Below are 16271 nucleotides of genomic sequence, written 5' to 3' on the forward strand. Positions count from 1 at the left end.
AAAGTTAAGGGGGAAAAACGATGGAAAATAAGTTGATAGTATCATCTTCTCCTCATGTGAGAAGTAATGAAGATACTTCATATATAATGAAACAAGTTATTATAGCACTCCTTCCAGCAGCAGTAGCAGGAGTATACTTCTTTAGACTTAATGCTTTGAGTGCTATGTTTTTTTGTATACTTGGTACAGTAGGTACTGAATTTTTATATCAAAAATTTATGAAGCAAAAAAGTACTATAGGAGATTTTTCAGCTGTTGTAACAGGATTATTATTAGCATTTAACGTACCTGCATCACTTCCTTGGTGGATGTGTCTAGTAGGAGGAATATTTGCAATATTAGTAGTTAAAATGGTATTTGGTGGAATTGGATGTAACTTTGTCAATCCAGCACTTGCTGCAAGAGCATTTTTATTAGCATCATTCCCAGTTGCGATGACTGCTTGGACTCAGCCAGGTGTTAACTGGATAGGTAAAAACTTAGATGCAGTTAGTACAGCAACTCCATTGAGCTTTTTGAAAAATGGAGCAGCAGGATTAGCAGACCTTTCTAGTAATGGAATCAGTCTCGCTGATATGATGATTGGTAATATTGGTGGATGTATAGGTGAAACATCAGCAATATTATTATTATTAGGTGGAGTATACCTAATGTATAAAGGCATAATAAATTATATTATACCAGTATTTTACATAGCAACTGTATTTATATTAACATTCCTTTTAGGTGGATTTAATATAAATTTCGCAATATATCAGCTGTTTGCTGGAGGTCTTATGTTAGGTGGATTCTTCATGCTTACGGATTATACAACTTCGCCTATGACTAAAAAAGGTCAAATAATATACGCTGTATTAGCTGGTCTTATAACAACAGTTATAAGAATGTATGGTGGATATCCAGAAGGTGTATCTTACTCAATACTACTAGTAAACTGTCTTGCTCCACTTATAGATAAGTTTGTTAGAAATAGAGTGTTTGGGGAGGTGGCTAAATAATGAATAGTATTGTAAGACTAGGTGGGACTTTACTTGCTATAAGTGCTATAGCCGCATTAGCACTTGGGGCTACAAATCAAGTTACAGCTCCAGTAATAGAACAAAGAAATATACAAGCAAATAATGAACTTAGAAAAGCAGTACTTCCAGAAGCAAAAGAGTTCAAAGAAATGGAAGAAAGTACTTATAAAAACCTTGGAGATGGACTTATAGCTGAGGTATATGAAGGTCTTGATGGTTCTGAAGTAGTGGGATATACTTTAAAAGCTAAGCCAAGTGGTTATGGTGGAGAAATTGAAGTTATGGTAGGTATATCATCTGAAGGTCAAGTTACAGGTGTTGATATTGGTAATATGACAGAGACAGCAGGACTTGGAGCAAAAGCTAAAGATGATGCATTTAAAGGTCAATATAAAGGCAAAACTGCTGAGCCTCTTGAAGTAGCAAAAGGTAGTGCAACAGCAGATAATCAAATACTAGCAATATCAGGTGCAACTATTACGTCTACAGCAGTTACTACAGGAGTAAATGCTGCAATAGATGTTTTCAATAGTGCTCTTAATAAATAAGGAGGGTTAATTATGAATTTAGCTAAAGTATTTAAAAATGGGCTAATAGATGAGAACCCAACATTTGTGCAAGTTATAGGTATGTGTCCTACACTAGCCGTTACAACTTCAGCAATAAATGGAATCGGTATGGGTCTTTCAACAGCAGCAGTTTTAATATGTGCAAATTTAGTTATATCATTACTAAGAAAAATCACACCAGATAAGATAAGAATACCTATATTTGTAGTAATTATAGCTACATTTGTTACAATAGTAGGAATGGTTTTAAAAGCATATGTTCCTGCTCTTGATAAGGCTCTTGGTATATATATACCATTAATAGTTGTTAACTGTTTAATATTAGCTCGTGCAGAGAGTTTTGCTTTTAAAACTGGTCCACTAGCTTCAATTGTTGATGGTGTAGGTCAAGGTCTTGGATTTACTGTTGCTCTTACAATAATAGGTGCAGTAAGAGAATTACTTGGAAATGGTAGTTTATTTGGATTGACACTATTTGGAGCATCTTTCCAACCAGTATTAATATTTATATTACCACCAGGTGCATTCTTAACATTAGGATTCTTATTTGCAGGATTTAATAAATTAAGAAGTAAAAAAGCGTAGTGGAGGTGTAATAAATGAATTTAATACTTTTATTTTTAAGTATCGTTCTTGTTAATAACGTTATAACATCTCAGTTCTTAGGTATATGTCCTTTCTTAGGAGTTTCTAAGAAAGTTGATACAGCAGTAGGGATGGGAGTTGCAGTTACATTCGTTTTAACTTTAGCTTCAATTATAACTTATTTTATACAAATTTTATTAGTAAAAACTGGAACTGGATTTTTACAAACAATAGCTTTTATATTGGTTATAGCTTCTATAGTTCAGTTCGTTGAAATGGTAATTCAAAAGATGAGTCCATCTTTATATCAAGCATTAGGAGTTTATTTACCTCTTATAACTACAAACTGTGCAGTTCTTGGTATAGCTCTAGTTAATGTTCAAAAAAGTTATAACTTAGTAGAAACAATAATAAATGGATTTGGTGCCGGAGCTGGATTTACTTTAGCAATAGTAATATTCGCAGGTATAAGAGAAAGACTAGAATTAGCTGATATACCAGAAGCATTTAAAGGTTTCCCTATAACACTTATATCAGCAAGTTTAATGTCAATAGCTTTCTTAGGATTTACAGGACTTATAAAGCTATAAAAAAGAGGGGTGAAAATAGTGATACTTACAGCTGTATTAGTTTTAGGAGTTATGGGCTTAATCTTCGGGATAGTACTAGATTTTGCATCTAAAAAGTTTGCTGTAGAAGTAGACGAAAGAGTGGAAGCTATACTAGGAGTACTTCCAGGAGCTAACTGTGGTGGTTGTGGATTTCCAGGTTGTGGAGGTCTTGCAAGTGCAATAGTTGAAGGAAAAGCACCAGTTAATGGTTGCCCTGTAGGTGGAGCAGATGTTGGTGCAAAAGTAGGAGAAATAATGGGAGTAAGCGCTGAAGCAGGTGAAAAGCAAGTAGCAAAAGTTATTTGTAAAGGAACTTGTTCAAGTGCAAAAGATAAATATGAGTACGACGGAATATCAGATTGTAGAGCAGCAAATGTTTTAAATTCAGGAGCTAAAATGTGTAAATTTGGATGTTTAGGTCTTGGAACATGTAAAGCTGCTTGTAAATTTGATGCTATATCTATAGTTGATGGAGTAGCAGTAATAGATGAAGAAAAATGTGTAAATTGTGGAAAATGTCAAGAAGTTTGTCCTAAGGGCATAATAATCACAAAGCCAGAAAGTCAAGAAGTAGTTGTAGAGTGTAACAGTAAAGAGTTTGGTAAGGCTGTTAAAGAAAAATGTACTGCTGGATGTATTGGCTGTGGAATGTGTGTAAAAGCTTGTAAATTTGATGCTATAATATTTGAAAATAAAATAGCTAAGATAGACTCTAGCAAGTGTGTAGGTTGTATGGAATGTGTAGCAAAATGCCCTACAAAAGTAATATCAGGTGATATAACTAAGAAAAAGAAAGTTACTATTGACCAAGAACTTTGTGTTGGATGTACAGTATGCAAAAAACAATGTAAGTTTGATGCAATAGAAGGAGAATTAAAAGAAAAACATAAGGTAGATGCTGATAAATGTGTAGGATGCCATTTATGTATGGAAAAATGTCCAAAGAAAGCTATTAAAATTTTGTAATATGGACAAAATAAGGATATGGAATAATTTCCATATCTCTAATGAGTACATAAAACAGAGGTATGGAATAATTTCCATACCTCTATTTTATGTATATTTATTTTATTGGTAATAAATATAACAATAGTGTAACAAAAAAGGTTCGACATTTCTGTTGAATTTTTTACAATATAGTGATAGACTAAATAGGTACAAATTACGTACAAACGAGGTGAATAAATGAATATAATCTTGGCATCAGCCTCTCCAAGAAGGAAAGAAATTCTAGAGAATACAAATGTAAGATTTGATATAATTAAAAGTGAAATTGATGAGATTATATTAGAAAGTGAAGCACCAGAACATTTAGTTATGAGATTGGCTTTTGAAAAAAGTATGTCTGTAGCATCTGAACATAATGAAGATGTTGTTATTGGAGCTGATACAGTTGTTGTTTTAGACAATGCTATTTTAGGAAAACCTAAAGATGAGTCTTGTGCAAGAGATATGCTAAAAAGACTATCTGGAAGAGAGCATCAAGTCATAACCGGTATTAGCTTAATAAACTTGTGCGAAGATAAGAAAGTAATTGACTATGTAATCAGCAATGTGAAATTTAAAACGTTATCAGAACAGGATATTGAGGATTATCTGAGAACTAAAGAGTCATTTGACAAAGCAGGAGCTTATGGTATACAAGGCTATGGAGCTTTGCTAGTTGAAGAAATTAAAGGAGATTATTTTAATATAGTCGGTCTTCCAATTTCAAAGTTAGGTGACTTATTAAAAAAACATTTTAATATAAATCTTTTTTATGGAGTGTGATTTATCTGAAAAAGTCATTTAATTCAACCATTAAGGTAAAAGAAATGGCACCAGAGGAAAGACCCAGAGAAAAGATGCTTGCTGAAGGAGTAAAAAGCTTATCAAATACTGAATTGTTGGCTATACTTTTAAGGACTGGTAACAAAAATAAAAATGCTATTGAGTTAGCCAACTATATAATAAATAGAGATATTCAGGGTATTAGACATTTAGAAGATATGACAATAGAGGAGCTGTGTAATATAGATGGAATTGGGTTATCAAAATCAACCCAAATTAAAGCAGCTTTAGAACTAGGCTCTAGAATAGCCAGTTTTAAACCTATGAAGTATAAAATAAAAAATCCTTGGGATATACATAAATATTATATGGACAGCCTGAGGTATTTAAAAAAAGAGGTTTTTAAAGCAGTTCTTTTGAACACAAAAAATGAGATAATATCTGATGTAGATATATCCGTGGGGACTTTAAGCTCGTCATTAGTCCATCCTAGAGAGGTTTTTAAAGAAGCTATAAGAAGAAGTGCAAGTAAAATAATAGTGATGCATAATCACCCTTCAGGAAGTGTGGAACCATCAAGTGAAGATAAGAATATCACATCAAGACTTGTTAAATGTGGAGAAATAATTGGAATAGAAATAATTGACCATATAATTATTGGAGATGGATTATACTTTAGCTTTAAAGAAAATATGATAATTTGACTTTATATGTGATAAAATAGTAGGAGAATGTTTTTAACATGATTCTTAATAGTAGGAAGGAGTAAAATCATGGCTAAGGAAAAAAAGAAAGAGAAAAAAGGTTTTTTTAGTTTTAATAAGATGACAAAGGATATGGGAATAGATTTAGGGACTGCAAATACATTAGTTTACATAAAAGGACAAGGTATTGTTGTTAGAGAACCATCAGTTGTCGCAATAAGAGATGACAGTAAGGAAGTTTTAGCAGTAGGTGAAGAAGCTAAAAAAATGATAGGTAGAACACCAGGAAATATAGTAGCTATAAGACCTATGAAAGATGGTGTAATAGCTGATTTTGATATAACTCAATCAATGATTAGTTATTTCATACAAAAAGCAGCTGACAAAAAAGGTGTTGTAAGTCCAAGAATAGCTATATGTGTTCCTTTTGGAGTTACAGAAGTAGAAAAGAGAGCTATAGAAGAAGCTGCAAGACAAGCAGGAGCTAAAGATGCATTCCTTATAGAAGAGCCAATGGCAGCAGCTATAGGAGCAGGATTAAAAGTTGAAGAACCAGAAGGTAATATGGTAGTTGATATTGGTGGAGGTACTTCAGAGATAGCTGTAATATCTTTAGGAGGAATCGTTACTGCTAAATCTATAAGAATTGGTGGAGACGAGTTTGATGAGTCTATAGTTGCTTATGTAAAAAAAGAGTACAATCTTATGATAGGTGAAAGAACTGCTGAAAATGTTAAGATTAGTATAGGTTCTACATTTAAAGATGATGAAGAAGTAAACATGCAAATAAGAGGTAGAGATTTAATTTCAGGGTTACCTAAGACAATAGAAATATGTTCTACAGAAGTTAGAGAAGCATTAAAAGAACCTGTAAGTTCAATAGTAGATGCAATAAAATCTACACTAGAAAAAACTCCACCAGAATTAGCGTCAGATATAATGGAAAACGGAATAATGCTAACAGGAGGAGGAGCTTTGCTTAGAGGTCTTGATAAACTTATTACACAAGAAACTGGAATGTCTGTGCAAATAGCAGAAACACCTCTTGATTGTGTTGCACTTGGAACAGGAAAATCTGTTGAAGACCAAGAAATCTTTGAAAAAGTATTAATGATGAATGCTAAAAATTAGAAGTTGGTGATGGCCTTGAGATTTGACAAGAATAAAAATGAGAAAAAAAGGATTAATGTTAAAGTGATAGCAACGGGCGTAGTTGCTATCACTTTAATTGGAATTGTGGGTATATCAATCGGTAAATTTTCTAGTGGTAGTCCAGTAAATTTAGGAGTAGCCTCTGATGCTATTACAAGTGTTGGAAAAGGAATAAACAATGGCTTTTCTTTTATCAAAAATGGATTTAAAGACATATCAAGTTTTAAAGAGAATTCTAAAAAGGTAAAGAAATTAGAAGCAGAAAATGAAAAACTTAAAAAGGATATGATAACTTTAAATACTAAACTAGATAAAACAGAATCACTAGAAGAGTTAAAAAAGACGCTTAATTTTGTAGAGGAAAAATATAAAGCTACAAGTATTTCTACAAGTGTTGTCAGTAAAAATGATGGAAACTGGTATGAGAGCTTTGTTATAGGTGCAGGGAAAAGTTCGGGTGTAAAAAAAGAAAGTATAGTTATGAATGGTAGTGGATTAGTTGGTGTAGTTTATGAAGTTTCAAACAATTATAGCAAGGCAATTTCACTATTGGATTCTAAGGCATCTGTAAGTTTTAAACTAGCAAAGGATGCTAATGCAAAAGGAACAATTACTCAAAATACTACTTTGGATAATAAGGATAGTTATAATAGTAAAGGATATTTACAAGGTTATATGTTTGACTCATCATACAATGTAATTCAAGGAGATATAATAACAACATCAGGTCTTGGATTCTTCCCAGAGGGTATACCAATTGGTGAGGTTGAAAAAGTAGTTGATGATAAAGATAAGTCGCTAAAATATGTAGTTGTAAAACCTTATGTTGATTTTAAGAATATAGATGACGTTGTAGTCATAGAACCAAGAAATATAGGATAAAGGGGATAAAAACAATGAAAAAAGTTTTACTTTGTCTATTAGGAATTGTGCTTATGACTATAGAAAATAGTATAACAAATTATATAGATATTTTTGGCATAAGCTTTAATCTAGTTCTTATATATGTGACTATAATCTCTCTTTATTTAGATGAACTAGAGGGTGGTATTATAGCTGCTATAATAGGGCTTATTAAAGACATAACCGTTGGTGGAATTTTTGGTGTAAATGCGTTAGTTTTGTTTGTTATTGCGTATGCAATCGGACACATGAGAGACCAGCTATATAAAGGTAGCTATATTATTACTTTCGTTTTGATTTTTATAGGAAGTTTAATTGATTCAATTGTCAATATAGGTACATCTAGTATAATCTATCAAAGCTATAGCATATCAACACTTTTAGTAAAAGGTCTACTAGTAGCACCAATAGTGAATAGTTTAATTGGTTTAGTAATATATCGCTTATCTAAAAGAGCAGTTTTAAAACTTAAAGAAGATTAGTTGGTGAGTTCATGGAAGAAAATAAACAAGTTGATAGACTAAAAATAATTAAAATAGTCATAAGTGTGATATTTTTAGCTATTTTAGTAAAAATAATCTACATGACTACATTTAAATATGAATATTACAATGAGTTAGCTGAGAATAAAACATATAAAAAATTGGCAATAGAAGCTCCAAGAGGAGAAATAAAAGATAGATATGGAAGATTGTTAGCGGGAAATAAAAACTTATTTACTGTTCAGGTTTCAGGTAACGATATTAATAAAAAAGATGCAAAGAAGCGTTCAAGAGCAAATGAAATATCATTAAAGCTTATAAATTTGCTTGAAAAAAATGGTGAAGAATATGTAGATGAGTTTCCTATATATGTAGAAAATGGAAAGTACTATTATACATATGACAGAGATATTAGAGAGTATAAATCAGAAAATGGTATCCCAAATGATTATAATGCTAAAGAAAGTTTTTATTACTTAGTAGATAAACTTATATCAGCTGGAATATTGTCTCAAGAAGATAAAAGATTGGATGCAACAAAGTTACAAGCAAAACTGAATGAAAATGGATATTATCCACCTATTTTAGTTAGTAAATGGATGTTCACAGCAGAAAGAGATAAGAGAGATTGGCTGGCTAGTTATAAGATAAAAGAGACTAAGCTAAATGCCAAAGAAGCGTTTGAAAAAGTAAGAAATAGTGAAGCATTAAACATTGATAAAAGTTTAAGTGATGAAGATGCAAGAAAAATAATGGTTGTGAGAGATTTGATAAAATCAAAAGGATATTCTCAGTATAATCCAGTAACCATTGCAAAAGATGTAGGAGAAACTACAATTGCACAAATTGAAGAGCGTGCTATGGACCTTGTTGGTGTTTCAATAGCAGTCGAACCAGTAAGATATTATCCTAATGGAACTTTAGGTTCACATATGCTAGGATATGTAGGAAAAATGCCATCAACTCAAATAGAATCATACCTTCAGAAAGGGTATGAAAATGGAGACATGGTAGGTCTTGCAGGAGTAGAGAAAAGTAATGAAAGTAGACTAAGAGGAACTGATGGTTATAAAATGGTTAAGGTTGATGCATTGGGAAGAATCAGTAAAGAGATTGAATCTAAAAAGCCTAAATCAGGAGATACTGTATATCTTACACTAGATAAAGACTTACAGGAAGTTTCAGATAATGCATTAAAACAAATAATAGAAGTTGCTTCTAAAGGAGGTACTTTTAAAAGTAAATTTGGTGATAAACCAATTAGTGCATATGCAGGAAAAGCACAATCAGCAGCCCTTATAGCTATTGATGTAAAAAATGGAGAAGTATTAGCTTCTTCAAGCTATCCTAATTATGACCCAAATAAATTTGCAAAAGGTATTTCTACAGAAGATTATAAAGCACTTCAGCCAAAGAATCCAAATGACTTACTAGCAGGGAGTCCACTTTTAAACTTAGTTACACAAGGGGAATTCCAGCCAGGTTCTTCATTTAAGATGGTAACTTCAATGGCAGCTTTAGAAAATGGTTTAAATCCAAACTTTACAATAAATGACCCTGGGGTTATCATGTTAGGTAAAAAATCTTTTGGTGACTATGTATGGAACCATGGTAGAGGCAATCATGGCATGACAAACTTATATAAAGCAATACAAGAATCTTGTAATATATATATGGCAACTATTGGTACAGGTAAAACATGGCCAGATGGAAAAAGCATTGGTATAGATATGAATGCAAGTAAAATCCTTGAGTATGCAAAATTGTTTGGACTTGACCAAAATACTGGACTTCAAGATGAAGTAGAAGAAAGAGCAGGTAAAGTTCCTAGCACAGAGGATAAATTGAAATCAACACAAGCTCTGTTAAAGTCGAATTTAGAAAGAGAAATGGCAAATGACTTTGTTGATATAACTAGAGATAAAAATCCTAAAGAATATGAAAAAAGAATCAATGAGATTGTAAGCTGGGCAGCAGAAAAGAAAACTCCTGGTAGAGTAGAAACAATGAATAGACTAAAAAAATTGGATGTTAAAGAAGAGAGAATAGAAGATGTAGCAGATTTAGCAGTATTTAGTTATTTCAACTTTGCAAAATGGAGTACTGCAGATACATTCAACTTGGCTATAGGTCAAGGTGAGAATGCCTATACACCAGCTCAGATATCAAGATATGTGGCTGCCATAGCAAATGGAGGCAATTTAGTAGAATTATCTGTAGTTGATAGAGCTGTTTCAAGTAACTATTCATCAGTGAAAATCAATGACCAGAAGAAAGTAGAAAAAATACCTTTTAAAAATCCTGACAACTTAAAAGAATTAACAAAAGGTATGAAATTGGTTGCAAAACAAGGTACAGGAAAGAGTGCTTTTGCTGATTTCCCAATAGATGTAGCGGCAAAGACTGGTACAGCTGAGAAAAGTGGGAAAATACCTACAGATAATGAATATGAATATTTAAAAAGTCATATATCATCTTATAATGTAAATCTAGATGATGCAGTTAAACTAGCAGATAAGATGAAAGCAGAAAAAGAAAAAGAACTTTCATTAACTAAAGAAAAGGAAGTAAAAAAGAAATTAGAAAACAAAGATTTAAAAGACAAAGAAAGAAAGAAATTAGAAGAAGAATTAGAGGATGGAATAAAAGTTAGATTAGAAGATACTGATAAAGTGAATTCTTCATATTTAAGAAAAGCTATAAAAGAATTAAATCCAAAAATAACAGATGACGAAATAGATAAATTTAAACAAGATTATGGTTCTTTTACATGGACTGTTGCTTTTGCTCCAGCAGATGACCCAGAAATAGCTGTTGTATGTGTAATTCCTCAAGGTGATTCAAGTGTATTCTCACTTTTACCAACTCGAGAAGTTATTGGAACGTATATGGGATTAGAGCCAACTAATAGTAAAAAAGACAACAATACGAATGATGTTAACAATTCTTCTGACGAAAATATAAATTTCGAGTCACAAATTAACAGATAGCTTAATCCATATATAAACTTTAGCTTTATACAGAAAAAATAAAAGGATTTAAAGCGTATTTGAAGAATATAAATGATATATCACTCTGGAGGTTGTTATGTCTTTAAGAGAAATTTGTAGTCAAGAACTAGTAGAGTTCAAAGGTAATAAAAGAGGGATAATAGTAAATATAAAAAAAGAAGCTCCATTTGAGGAAATACAGGAAAAATTAATAAACAAATTGGAAGCGTATGTTGGCTTTTTTAATGGGGCTAAAATTAGTAAAATTAATAGTGATTATTTAACTGACATGGAGATTCTAGAATTAAAAGAAGGAATCACTTCTAGATTTGATGTGGAATTCGTTGAAGATCAAAAAATTGAAGAAAATAGTAATTTTCCAACAAAATATGTCAATACCCTAAGATCTGGAGAAAATATTGAATTTGAAGGTGATGTAGTCATATTAAATGATATGAAACCTGGTTCAAAGGTGCTTTCAAAATCAAATACAGTTGTTATGGGAGATATAAATGCTGGTGCTAAAGTTGTAGCAGGAGGTAATGTTTTTGTAATGGGTAAAATAGAAGGCTTTGTACATGCAGGTGCAGAAGGTAATGAATTTGCATATGTTGTTGCTGGAAATCTTAATCCTAAAATATTACAAATAGCAGAAAATATTGCAGAAGCTCCAGATGATGAAGAAAATTATGAAGTTGAATCAGAAATTAGCCCAGAAATAGCCTTTGTGAGTAATGGAAGAATTGTAATCGAAAGCTATTTGTCAAAATTGGACAAATAGAAAGAAAAATAGGGGGTAGTATTATGAGCGAAGTTATAGTTATAACATCTGGTAAAGGTGGAGTTGGAAAAACTACTACCGCAGCAAACTTAGGAACTGCGCTAAGCCTAGAAAATAAAAAAACAGTAGTAGTAGATGCAGATATCGGACTTAGAAACCTAGATGTAGTAATGGGTCTTGAAAATCGAATAGTTTATGACATAGTAGATGTAGTTGAAGGAACTTGTAGGCTTAAGCAAGCTCTAATAAAAGACAAAAGATTTGATAATCTATATTTATTACCAGCAGCACAAACTAGAGACAAAAATGCTGTCTCAGTTGAACAAATGGTTGACCTGTGTGAAAAACTAAAAGAATCTTTCGAGTATATAATAATAGACTGCCCAGCAGGTATTGAGCAAGGATTTAAAAATGCAATAGCTGGAGCAGATAGAGCTATTGTGGTTACAAATCCAGAAATATCGGCAGTAAGAGATGCTGATAGAATAATAGGTTTATTAGAAGCAAATGAAATAAAAGAAATAAGATTAGTTATAAATAGGATTAGAAATGATATGGTTAAACGTGGAGACATGATGGATAAACAAGATATAATAGAAATATTAGCAATAGATTTGTTAGGTCTTGTTCCTGATGATGAAAGTATAATTATATCGACAAATAAAGGTGAGCCAGCTATACTTGATTCAAAGTCACTTGCTGGTCAAGCATACAAGAATATCGCAAAAAGGATACTAAATGAAGAAGTTCCTCTACTTGAACTTGAAGTTGAAGATGGATTCTTTGGTAGACTTAAAAAAATGTTTAGCATGGCTAAGTAGCAAAGGAGGATACATCTGTGTTAGATTTATTTAGAGTTTTTTCTAACGATGCTAAAACTAGTAAATCTGTTGCTAAAGAGAGGTTAAAATTAGTTTTAGTACATGATAGAGTAGATTGTTCACCACAACTTTTAGAAATGATAAAAACAGACATTTTAAAAGTAATAGCCAATTATGCAGAGATAGAAGATGATGGCCTTGAAATAAAAATGTCTAAATGCAGAGGTGAGCACGATGACAAACCTGTATCTGCATTAGTTGCTAATATACCATTAAAGAATATAAAAGATAGATGTATGTAATTAGTGCTTAAAAGGGGGGTATCCTTATTGGTATATGCCCCTTTTATTTAATTATGTGTTTAAAGATAGAAAGACGGTGATTCTTTGAAAAAAATCAATATTAATTATAAGTCGACAATTAAGTTGATAAAACAGTTAGACTGGAAACTTATAGTTACAGTATTAGCTATCTTTATTTTTGGACTTGTTATACTTAGTAGTGCAACGCATGCTAATTCGACTGGTTCATATAATCAATTAATTAAGCAAGGACTAGCTTTTGTACTTGGCATAGGGATGATTATAGTCATATTATTTTTTGATTATAATCTTTTAGGTAGGTATTACAAAGCGCTTTATATAATAAGTCTTGTTTTGTTAGCCATCGTTTTATTACCTGTAATTGGTACAGAAAAAGGTGGTGCTAGGTCGTGGATTAACTTAGGTCCACTTGATTTGCAAACATCTGAGATAGTCAAATTAACATTTGTACTTAGTTATGCAAAGATACTTGAAACTAAGAAAGACAAATTAAATACATTAAAGGAAGTTATACCTGTTGTGGTTTATGCTATTCCATTTATTGGATTATTACTTGCACAACCAGATTTGGGAACGGGAATTGTCTTTTGTTGTATGATATTTGCAATGATGTTTACAGCAGGTCTTAGTTCAAAATTGATAAAAAGAGGAATAATCATACTGTTGGTATCAATGCCACTGATGTATTTGATGATGGCAGACCATCAGAAGATAAGAATAGAAGCCTTTTTAAATCCAGAAGATGTAACACTGAAAGGAAACTATCAGGTTATGCAATCTTTGATTGCGATAGGTTCTGGTGGTGTAACTGGCAAGGGGCTATACAATGGAAGTCAAAACCAAGAAGATTTTTTACCTGTGCAAGATAGTGATTTTATATTTGCTGTTGTAGGTGAAGAACTTGGTGTAATAGGAATGGCAGTGCTGATAATCTTATTTGCAATATTCTTATTAAGGCTTTTAGTAATTGCAAGAGATGCCAAGGATTTTTATGGAACCCTCATCGTGGTTGGTGTTATGGGGATGTTTGGTTATCAGATAATCCAAAATATAGGTATGACTGTTGCATTAATACCAGTAACAGGAGTAACACTACCTTTTGTAAGTTATGGAGGTAGTTCGTTATTAACATCCTTAGCAAACTTAGGATTAGTACTAAATGTTTGTATGAGAAGAAAGAAAATAAATTTCTAGATTTAATACTTGAAACGTAAATTGAGGAGATTGAGCATATGAATATAGCATTAGTAGCGCATGACCAAATGAAAAATACTATGGTCGGATTTTGTATAGGTTATGAATCAATTTTAAAAAAGTATGGACTTTATGCAACTGGAACTACAGGAAAAAGAATAATGGATGAAACTGACTTAAATATCAATAGGTTAGCATCTGGTCCTTTAGGTGGAGACCAACAAATAGGTTCTTTAATAGTAACACAAGAGATAGACTTAGTTATTTTTTTAAGGGACCCATTGACATCTCAGGCTCATGAAACAGATATACAAGCTTTAATAAGACTTTGTGATGTTTATCATGTTCCAATAGCTACAAATCTAGCTTCTGCAGAAATATTTATAAAAGCTCTTGATAGGGGAGAACTATCATGGAGAGAAGTTAGAAAAAATAAAAGTCAACGTGTTTAAGAAAAGTAAATTATATATAAAAAAGGAGATGTTTCAAAATAAAAATTTGAATCATCTCCTTTTTTTATATTATTTTAAACCTATTGATTTGTATGTTATCTACAATATTCACTGACTTCACAATAAAATTGTACATAGTTTTTTGTGTAAGTACAATAACATACATTGTGTTTTAGATTATAAATCATTTTTATCTGAATTACTTACTCAATCAACTGATATATTGTTACATTCTTTTCTTTTATAGTCTTCACAGTGAGCCATAACTATACATGATTATACATCCTGATGTAACTATACTTTCCAAAAAATGTATTGAATATATATATTATAATCTGTATAATGTTTTTAGGGGAGAATATATAAATTGTATACAATTTTGATTTTAATTATATTATTGAAAATTCTCCTCACTCTCACCGTTAATAATGATTGAAAAAGAGTTACTCCAGATACAGAATAACAGTTTCTAATATATTAATAATTATCGTTTTCTCATGTTGACATCAAATATACTAATTTGTGAGTTGTATTGTATACCAATTATGTAGAAAATATTAACCAGATTTTCCATGAAATCCAGATATTTCTCAACTGTATAAATGGAGATACATGTTTACAATCCTTCTTTTTAAATCCAAAATAGTCTGATTAATGGTAGGGAATAGGAAATAAAAATATTTTATAAAGGAGAATGCTAATATGAAAAAAATCAGGAAATTAGCTACCAAACTATTGATTACAACAATGGTTTTAACTTCAAGTATGTATGTGACAGTTTATGGTATGACAGCTAAAGATGTTACTGCAAAGACACCAAAAAGCTACGTATCTGGAACTAACAGTATATATGGTCCAAAGTTGTCACAAGCCCAACTGAATTCAGTAGCACAGGCAACAGCAGACTTTATGAATAATAAAATTACAAAGAACATGACCACAGATGCTAAGATTATGGTTGCCTACAATCACATTAAAAATAACACAACATATGTTAATTGGAACGCAGCAGAGGGAGCCAATACTGCCTATACATTGGTAACTAAAAAAGGTGCGTGCTCTGGAATGTGTAGGAGTTTTAAAGCCCTATGTGATGCTATGGGAATTGAATGTTATTATGTACATAGTACATCAAATGACCACCAGTGGAACCTTGTCCGTTTTGAGGATGGACGTTTGTATCATGTAGACATTGATGCTAACAAATCGGCAGGAAAGGACATTATATACAAGAGCCTTACTCACCCATTACCATTTGACAAGACAGCATATCCAGCTGTTGGAGCAGTAAATACTCAAAATCCGCCAGCAAAAGCTGGGAAGCACACTATGCTAGCAGATCAACAAGGGGCAATACTTAATGAAGTTTATGGAAATAATATGAAGCCAAAAAATGAAATGTATGAGGGTCTTTTGTGTAGTTCAATTGACTCATCAATAAATACAATTAAGTTTACAGGTAGTAATTCAAATTTAGACCCATCAAAGCATACGGTTTCTGTAATAGGATTTATGAAAACACCATATGGTATGTTTGCATTAGCACCAAATAGTAAACCTGTTGAATATCCTTTTGAATATGATAAGCCATTTTCTTTAGATTTTAGTGGTAAGAACCGTTCTGCGGCAGAATTGTCAAAATACTGTAAAAAAAATAATATAATTATTAAAGTAGAAATTGGTGAAAAAGGATCTAATTCTGGAATAGGGCTAGTAGCATACGCTAGATACGTCCGTTAATACTAATATACAAATAGAACATATCATTATAAATAATGCAACCTCTCGCTGAGGGTGTATTTAACATTATTATGTGAAACAAAAAAGAGATTTTCGACCTCTTTAAAAATTTAAAAAAGGAGTTGAACTTAAAATTAGATTAGAAAAAATCAATTTTGAGACAACTCCTTTTTAA

17 protein-coding genes are annotated in these 16271 nt (G+C 31.7%); all 17 read left to right on the forward strand.

Annotated features, from left to right (window positions below; all coding sequences use genetic code 11):
- Positions 1-20 precede the first annotated feature (20 nt).
- The 17 genes from ACTG45_RS05900 to ACTG45_RS05980 all read left to right on the forward strand — a co-directional run bounded on the left by ACTG45_RS05900 (position 21) and on the right by ACTG45_RS05980 (position 16096).
- The gene (locus ACTG45_RS05900) at positions 21-998 is read left to right on the forward strand and encodes an RnfABCDGE type electron transport complex subunit D (RefSeq protein WP_021383838.1); all 978 of its coding nucleotides are present in this window, start codon (positions 21-23) and stop codon (positions 996-998) included.
- Positions 998-1567 carry an RnfABCDGE type electron transport complex subunit G gene (locus ACTG45_RS05905; RefSeq protein ID WP_021383890.1) on the forward strand — a complete coding sequence of 190 codons (570 nt, stop codon included), beginning with the start codon at positions 998-1000 and terminating at the stop codon, positions 1565-1567. The genes ACTG45_RS05900 and ACTG45_RS05905 overlap by 1 nt, the downstream gene beginning before the upstream one ends.
- A gap of 12 nt (positions 1568-1579) precedes the next feature.
- On the forward strand, positions 1580-2173 hold the full coding sequence (gene rsxE / locus ACTG45_RS05910; protein WP_021383804.1) for an electron transport complex subunit RsxE: 594 nt from the start codon (positions 1580-1582) through the stop codon (positions 2171-2173).
- Between the two features lie 14 nt (positions 2174-2187).
- On the forward strand, positions 2188-2763 hold the full coding sequence (gene rsxA, locus ACTG45_RS05915; RefSeq protein ID WP_021383857.1) for an electron transport complex subunit RsxA: 576 nt from the start codon (positions 2188-2190) through the stop codon (positions 2761-2763).
- Positions 2764-2778: 15 nt separating this feature from the next.
- Positions 2779-3750 (forward strand): RnfABCDGE type electron transport complex subunit B, encoded by a 972-nt coding sequence (locus tag ACTG45_RS05920; protein WP_044213008.1) that lies wholly within the window; start codon positions 2779-2781, stop codon positions 3748-3750.
- 219 nt (positions 3751-3969) lie between these two features.
- Complete coding sequence (locus tag ACTG45_RS05925; RefSeq protein WP_021383880.1) at positions 3970-4554, forward strand: Maf family protein; 585 nt, start codon at positions 3970-3972, stop codon at positions 4552-4554.
- A 44-nt stretch (positions 4555-4598) separates the two neighbouring features.
- A complete protein-coding gene (gene radC / locus ACTG45_RS05930) occupies positions 4599-5258 on the forward strand; it encodes a RadC family protein (protein WP_021383866.1) in 660 nt (219 codons plus the stop codon).
- A 69-nt stretch (positions 5259-5327) separates the two neighbouring features.
- Positions 5328-6389 carry a rod shape-determining protein gene (locus tag ACTG45_RS05935; RefSeq protein WP_044212993.1) on the forward strand — a complete coding sequence of 354 codons (1062 nt, stop codon included), beginning with the start codon at positions 5328-5330 and terminating at the stop codon, positions 6387-6389.
- 9 nt (positions 6390-6398) lie between these two features.
- On the forward strand, positions 6399-7292 hold the full coding sequence (gene mreC / locus ACTG45_RS05940) for a rod shape-determining protein MreC (protein ID WP_021383899.1): 894 nt from the start codon (positions 6399-6401) through the stop codon (positions 7290-7292).
- Positions 7293-7306: 14 nt separating this feature from the next.
- A complete protein-coding gene (gene mreD, locus ACTG45_RS05945) occupies positions 7307-7795 on the forward strand; it encodes a rod shape-determining protein MreD (RefSeq protein ID WP_021383803.1) in 489 nt (162 codons plus the stop codon).
- Positions 7796-7806: 11 nt separating this feature from the next.
- The gene (locus tag ACTG45_RS05950) at positions 7807-10785 is read left to right on the forward strand and encodes a penicillin-binding transpeptidase domain-containing protein (RefSeq protein WP_479918371.1); all 2979 of its coding nucleotides are present in this window, start codon (positions 7807-7809) and stop codon (positions 10783-10785) included.
- A gap of 97 nt (positions 10786-10882) precedes the next feature.
- Complete coding sequence (locus ACTG45_RS05955; RefSeq protein ID WP_021383876.1) at positions 10883-11566, forward strand: septum site-determining protein MinC; 684 nt, start codon at positions 10883-10885, stop codon at positions 11564-11566.
- A gap of 23 nt (positions 11567-11589) precedes the next feature.
- The gene (gene minD, locus ACTG45_RS05960) at positions 11590-12387 is read left to right on the forward strand and encodes a septum site-determining protein MinD (RefSeq protein WP_021383865.1); all 798 of its coding nucleotides are present in this window, start codon (positions 11590-11592) and stop codon (positions 12385-12387) included.
- A gap of 17 nt (positions 12388-12404) precedes the next feature.
- Positions 12405-12689: a cell division topological specificity factor MinE gene (minE, locus tag ACTG45_RS05965; RefSeq protein WP_021383822.1), complete on the forward strand. Its 285-nt coding sequence runs from the start codon at positions 12405-12407 to the stop codon at positions 12687-12689.
- 84 nt (positions 12690-12773) lie between these two features.
- A complete protein-coding gene (gene rodA, locus ACTG45_RS05970; RefSeq protein ID WP_479918372.1) occupies positions 12774-13904 on the forward strand; it encodes a rod shape-determining protein RodA in 1131 nt (376 codons plus the stop codon).
- A gap of 38 nt (positions 13905-13942) precedes the next feature.
- The gene (mgsA, locus tag ACTG45_RS05975; RefSeq protein WP_021383835.1) at positions 13943-14356 is read left to right on the forward strand and encodes a methylglyoxal synthase; all 414 of its coding nucleotides are present in this window, start codon (positions 13943-13945) and stop codon (positions 14354-14356) included.
- 702 nt (positions 14357-15058) lie between these two features.
- Positions 15059-16096: a transglutaminase-like domain-containing protein gene (locus ACTG45_RS05980; RefSeq protein ID WP_021383839.1), complete on the forward strand. Its 1038-nt coding sequence runs from the start codon at positions 15059-15061 to the stop codon at positions 16094-16096.
- Positions 16097-16271: the final 175 nt, after the last annotated feature.

The sequence above is a fragment of the Clostridioides sp. LIBA-7602 genome (assembly GCF_056688945.1).

Excerpts from the sequence above, each read along its gene's own strand:
- ACTG45_RS05900 (WP_021383838.1), top strand. The coding sequence starts at position 21 with ATGGAAAATAAGTTGATAGTATCATCTTCTCCTCATGTGAGAAGTAAT.
- ACTG45_RS05905 (WP_021383890.1), top strand. The coding sequence starts at position 998 with ATGAATAGTATTGTAAGACTAGGTGGGACTTTACTTGCTATAAGTGCT.
- rsxE (WP_021383804.1), top strand. The coding sequence starts at position 1,580 with ATGAATTTAGCTAAAGTATTTAAAAATGGGCTAATAGATGAGAACCCA.
- rsxA (WP_021383857.1), top strand. The coding sequence starts at position 2,188 with ATGAATTTAATACTTTTATTTTTAAGTATCGTTCTTGTTAATAACGTT.
- ACTG45_RS05925 (WP_021383880.1), top strand. The coding sequence starts at position 3,970 with ATGAATATAATCTTGGCATCAGCCTCTCCAAGAAGGAAAGAAATTCTA.
- radC (WP_021383866.1), top strand. The coding sequence starts at position 4,599 with ATGGCACCAGAGGAAAGACCCAGAGAAAAGATGCTTGCTGAAGGAGTA.
- ACTG45_RS05935 (WP_044212993.1), top strand. The coding sequence starts at position 5,328 with ATGGCTAAGGAAAAAAAGAAAGAGAAAAAAGGTTTTTTTAGTTTTAAT.
- mreC (WP_021383899.1), top strand. The coding sequence starts at position 6,399 with ATGGCCTTGAGATTTGACAAGAATAAAAATGAGAAAAAAAGGATTAAT.
- mreD (WP_021383803.1), top strand. The coding sequence starts at position 7,307 with ATGAAAAAAGTTTTACTTTGTCTATTAGGAATTGTGCTTATGACTATA.
- ACTG45_RS05950 (WP_479918371.1), top strand. The coding sequence starts at position 7,807 with ATGGAAGAAAATAAACAAGTTGATAGACTAAAAATAATTAAAATAGTC.
- ACTG45_RS05955 (WP_021383876.1), top strand. The coding sequence starts at position 10,883 with ATGTCTTTAAGAGAAATTTGTAGTCAAGAACTAGTAGAGTTCAAAGGT.
- minD (WP_021383865.1), top strand. The coding sequence starts at position 11,590 with ATGAGCGAAGTTATAGTTATAACATCTGGTAAAGGTGGAGTTGGAAAA.
- mgsA (WP_021383835.1), top strand. The coding sequence starts at position 13,943 with ATGAATATAGCATTAGTAGCGCATGACCAAATGAAAAATACTATGGTC.
- ACTG45_RS05980 (WP_021383839.1), top strand. The coding sequence starts at position 15,059 with ATGAAAAAAATCAGGAAATTAGCTACCAAACTATTGATTACAACAATG.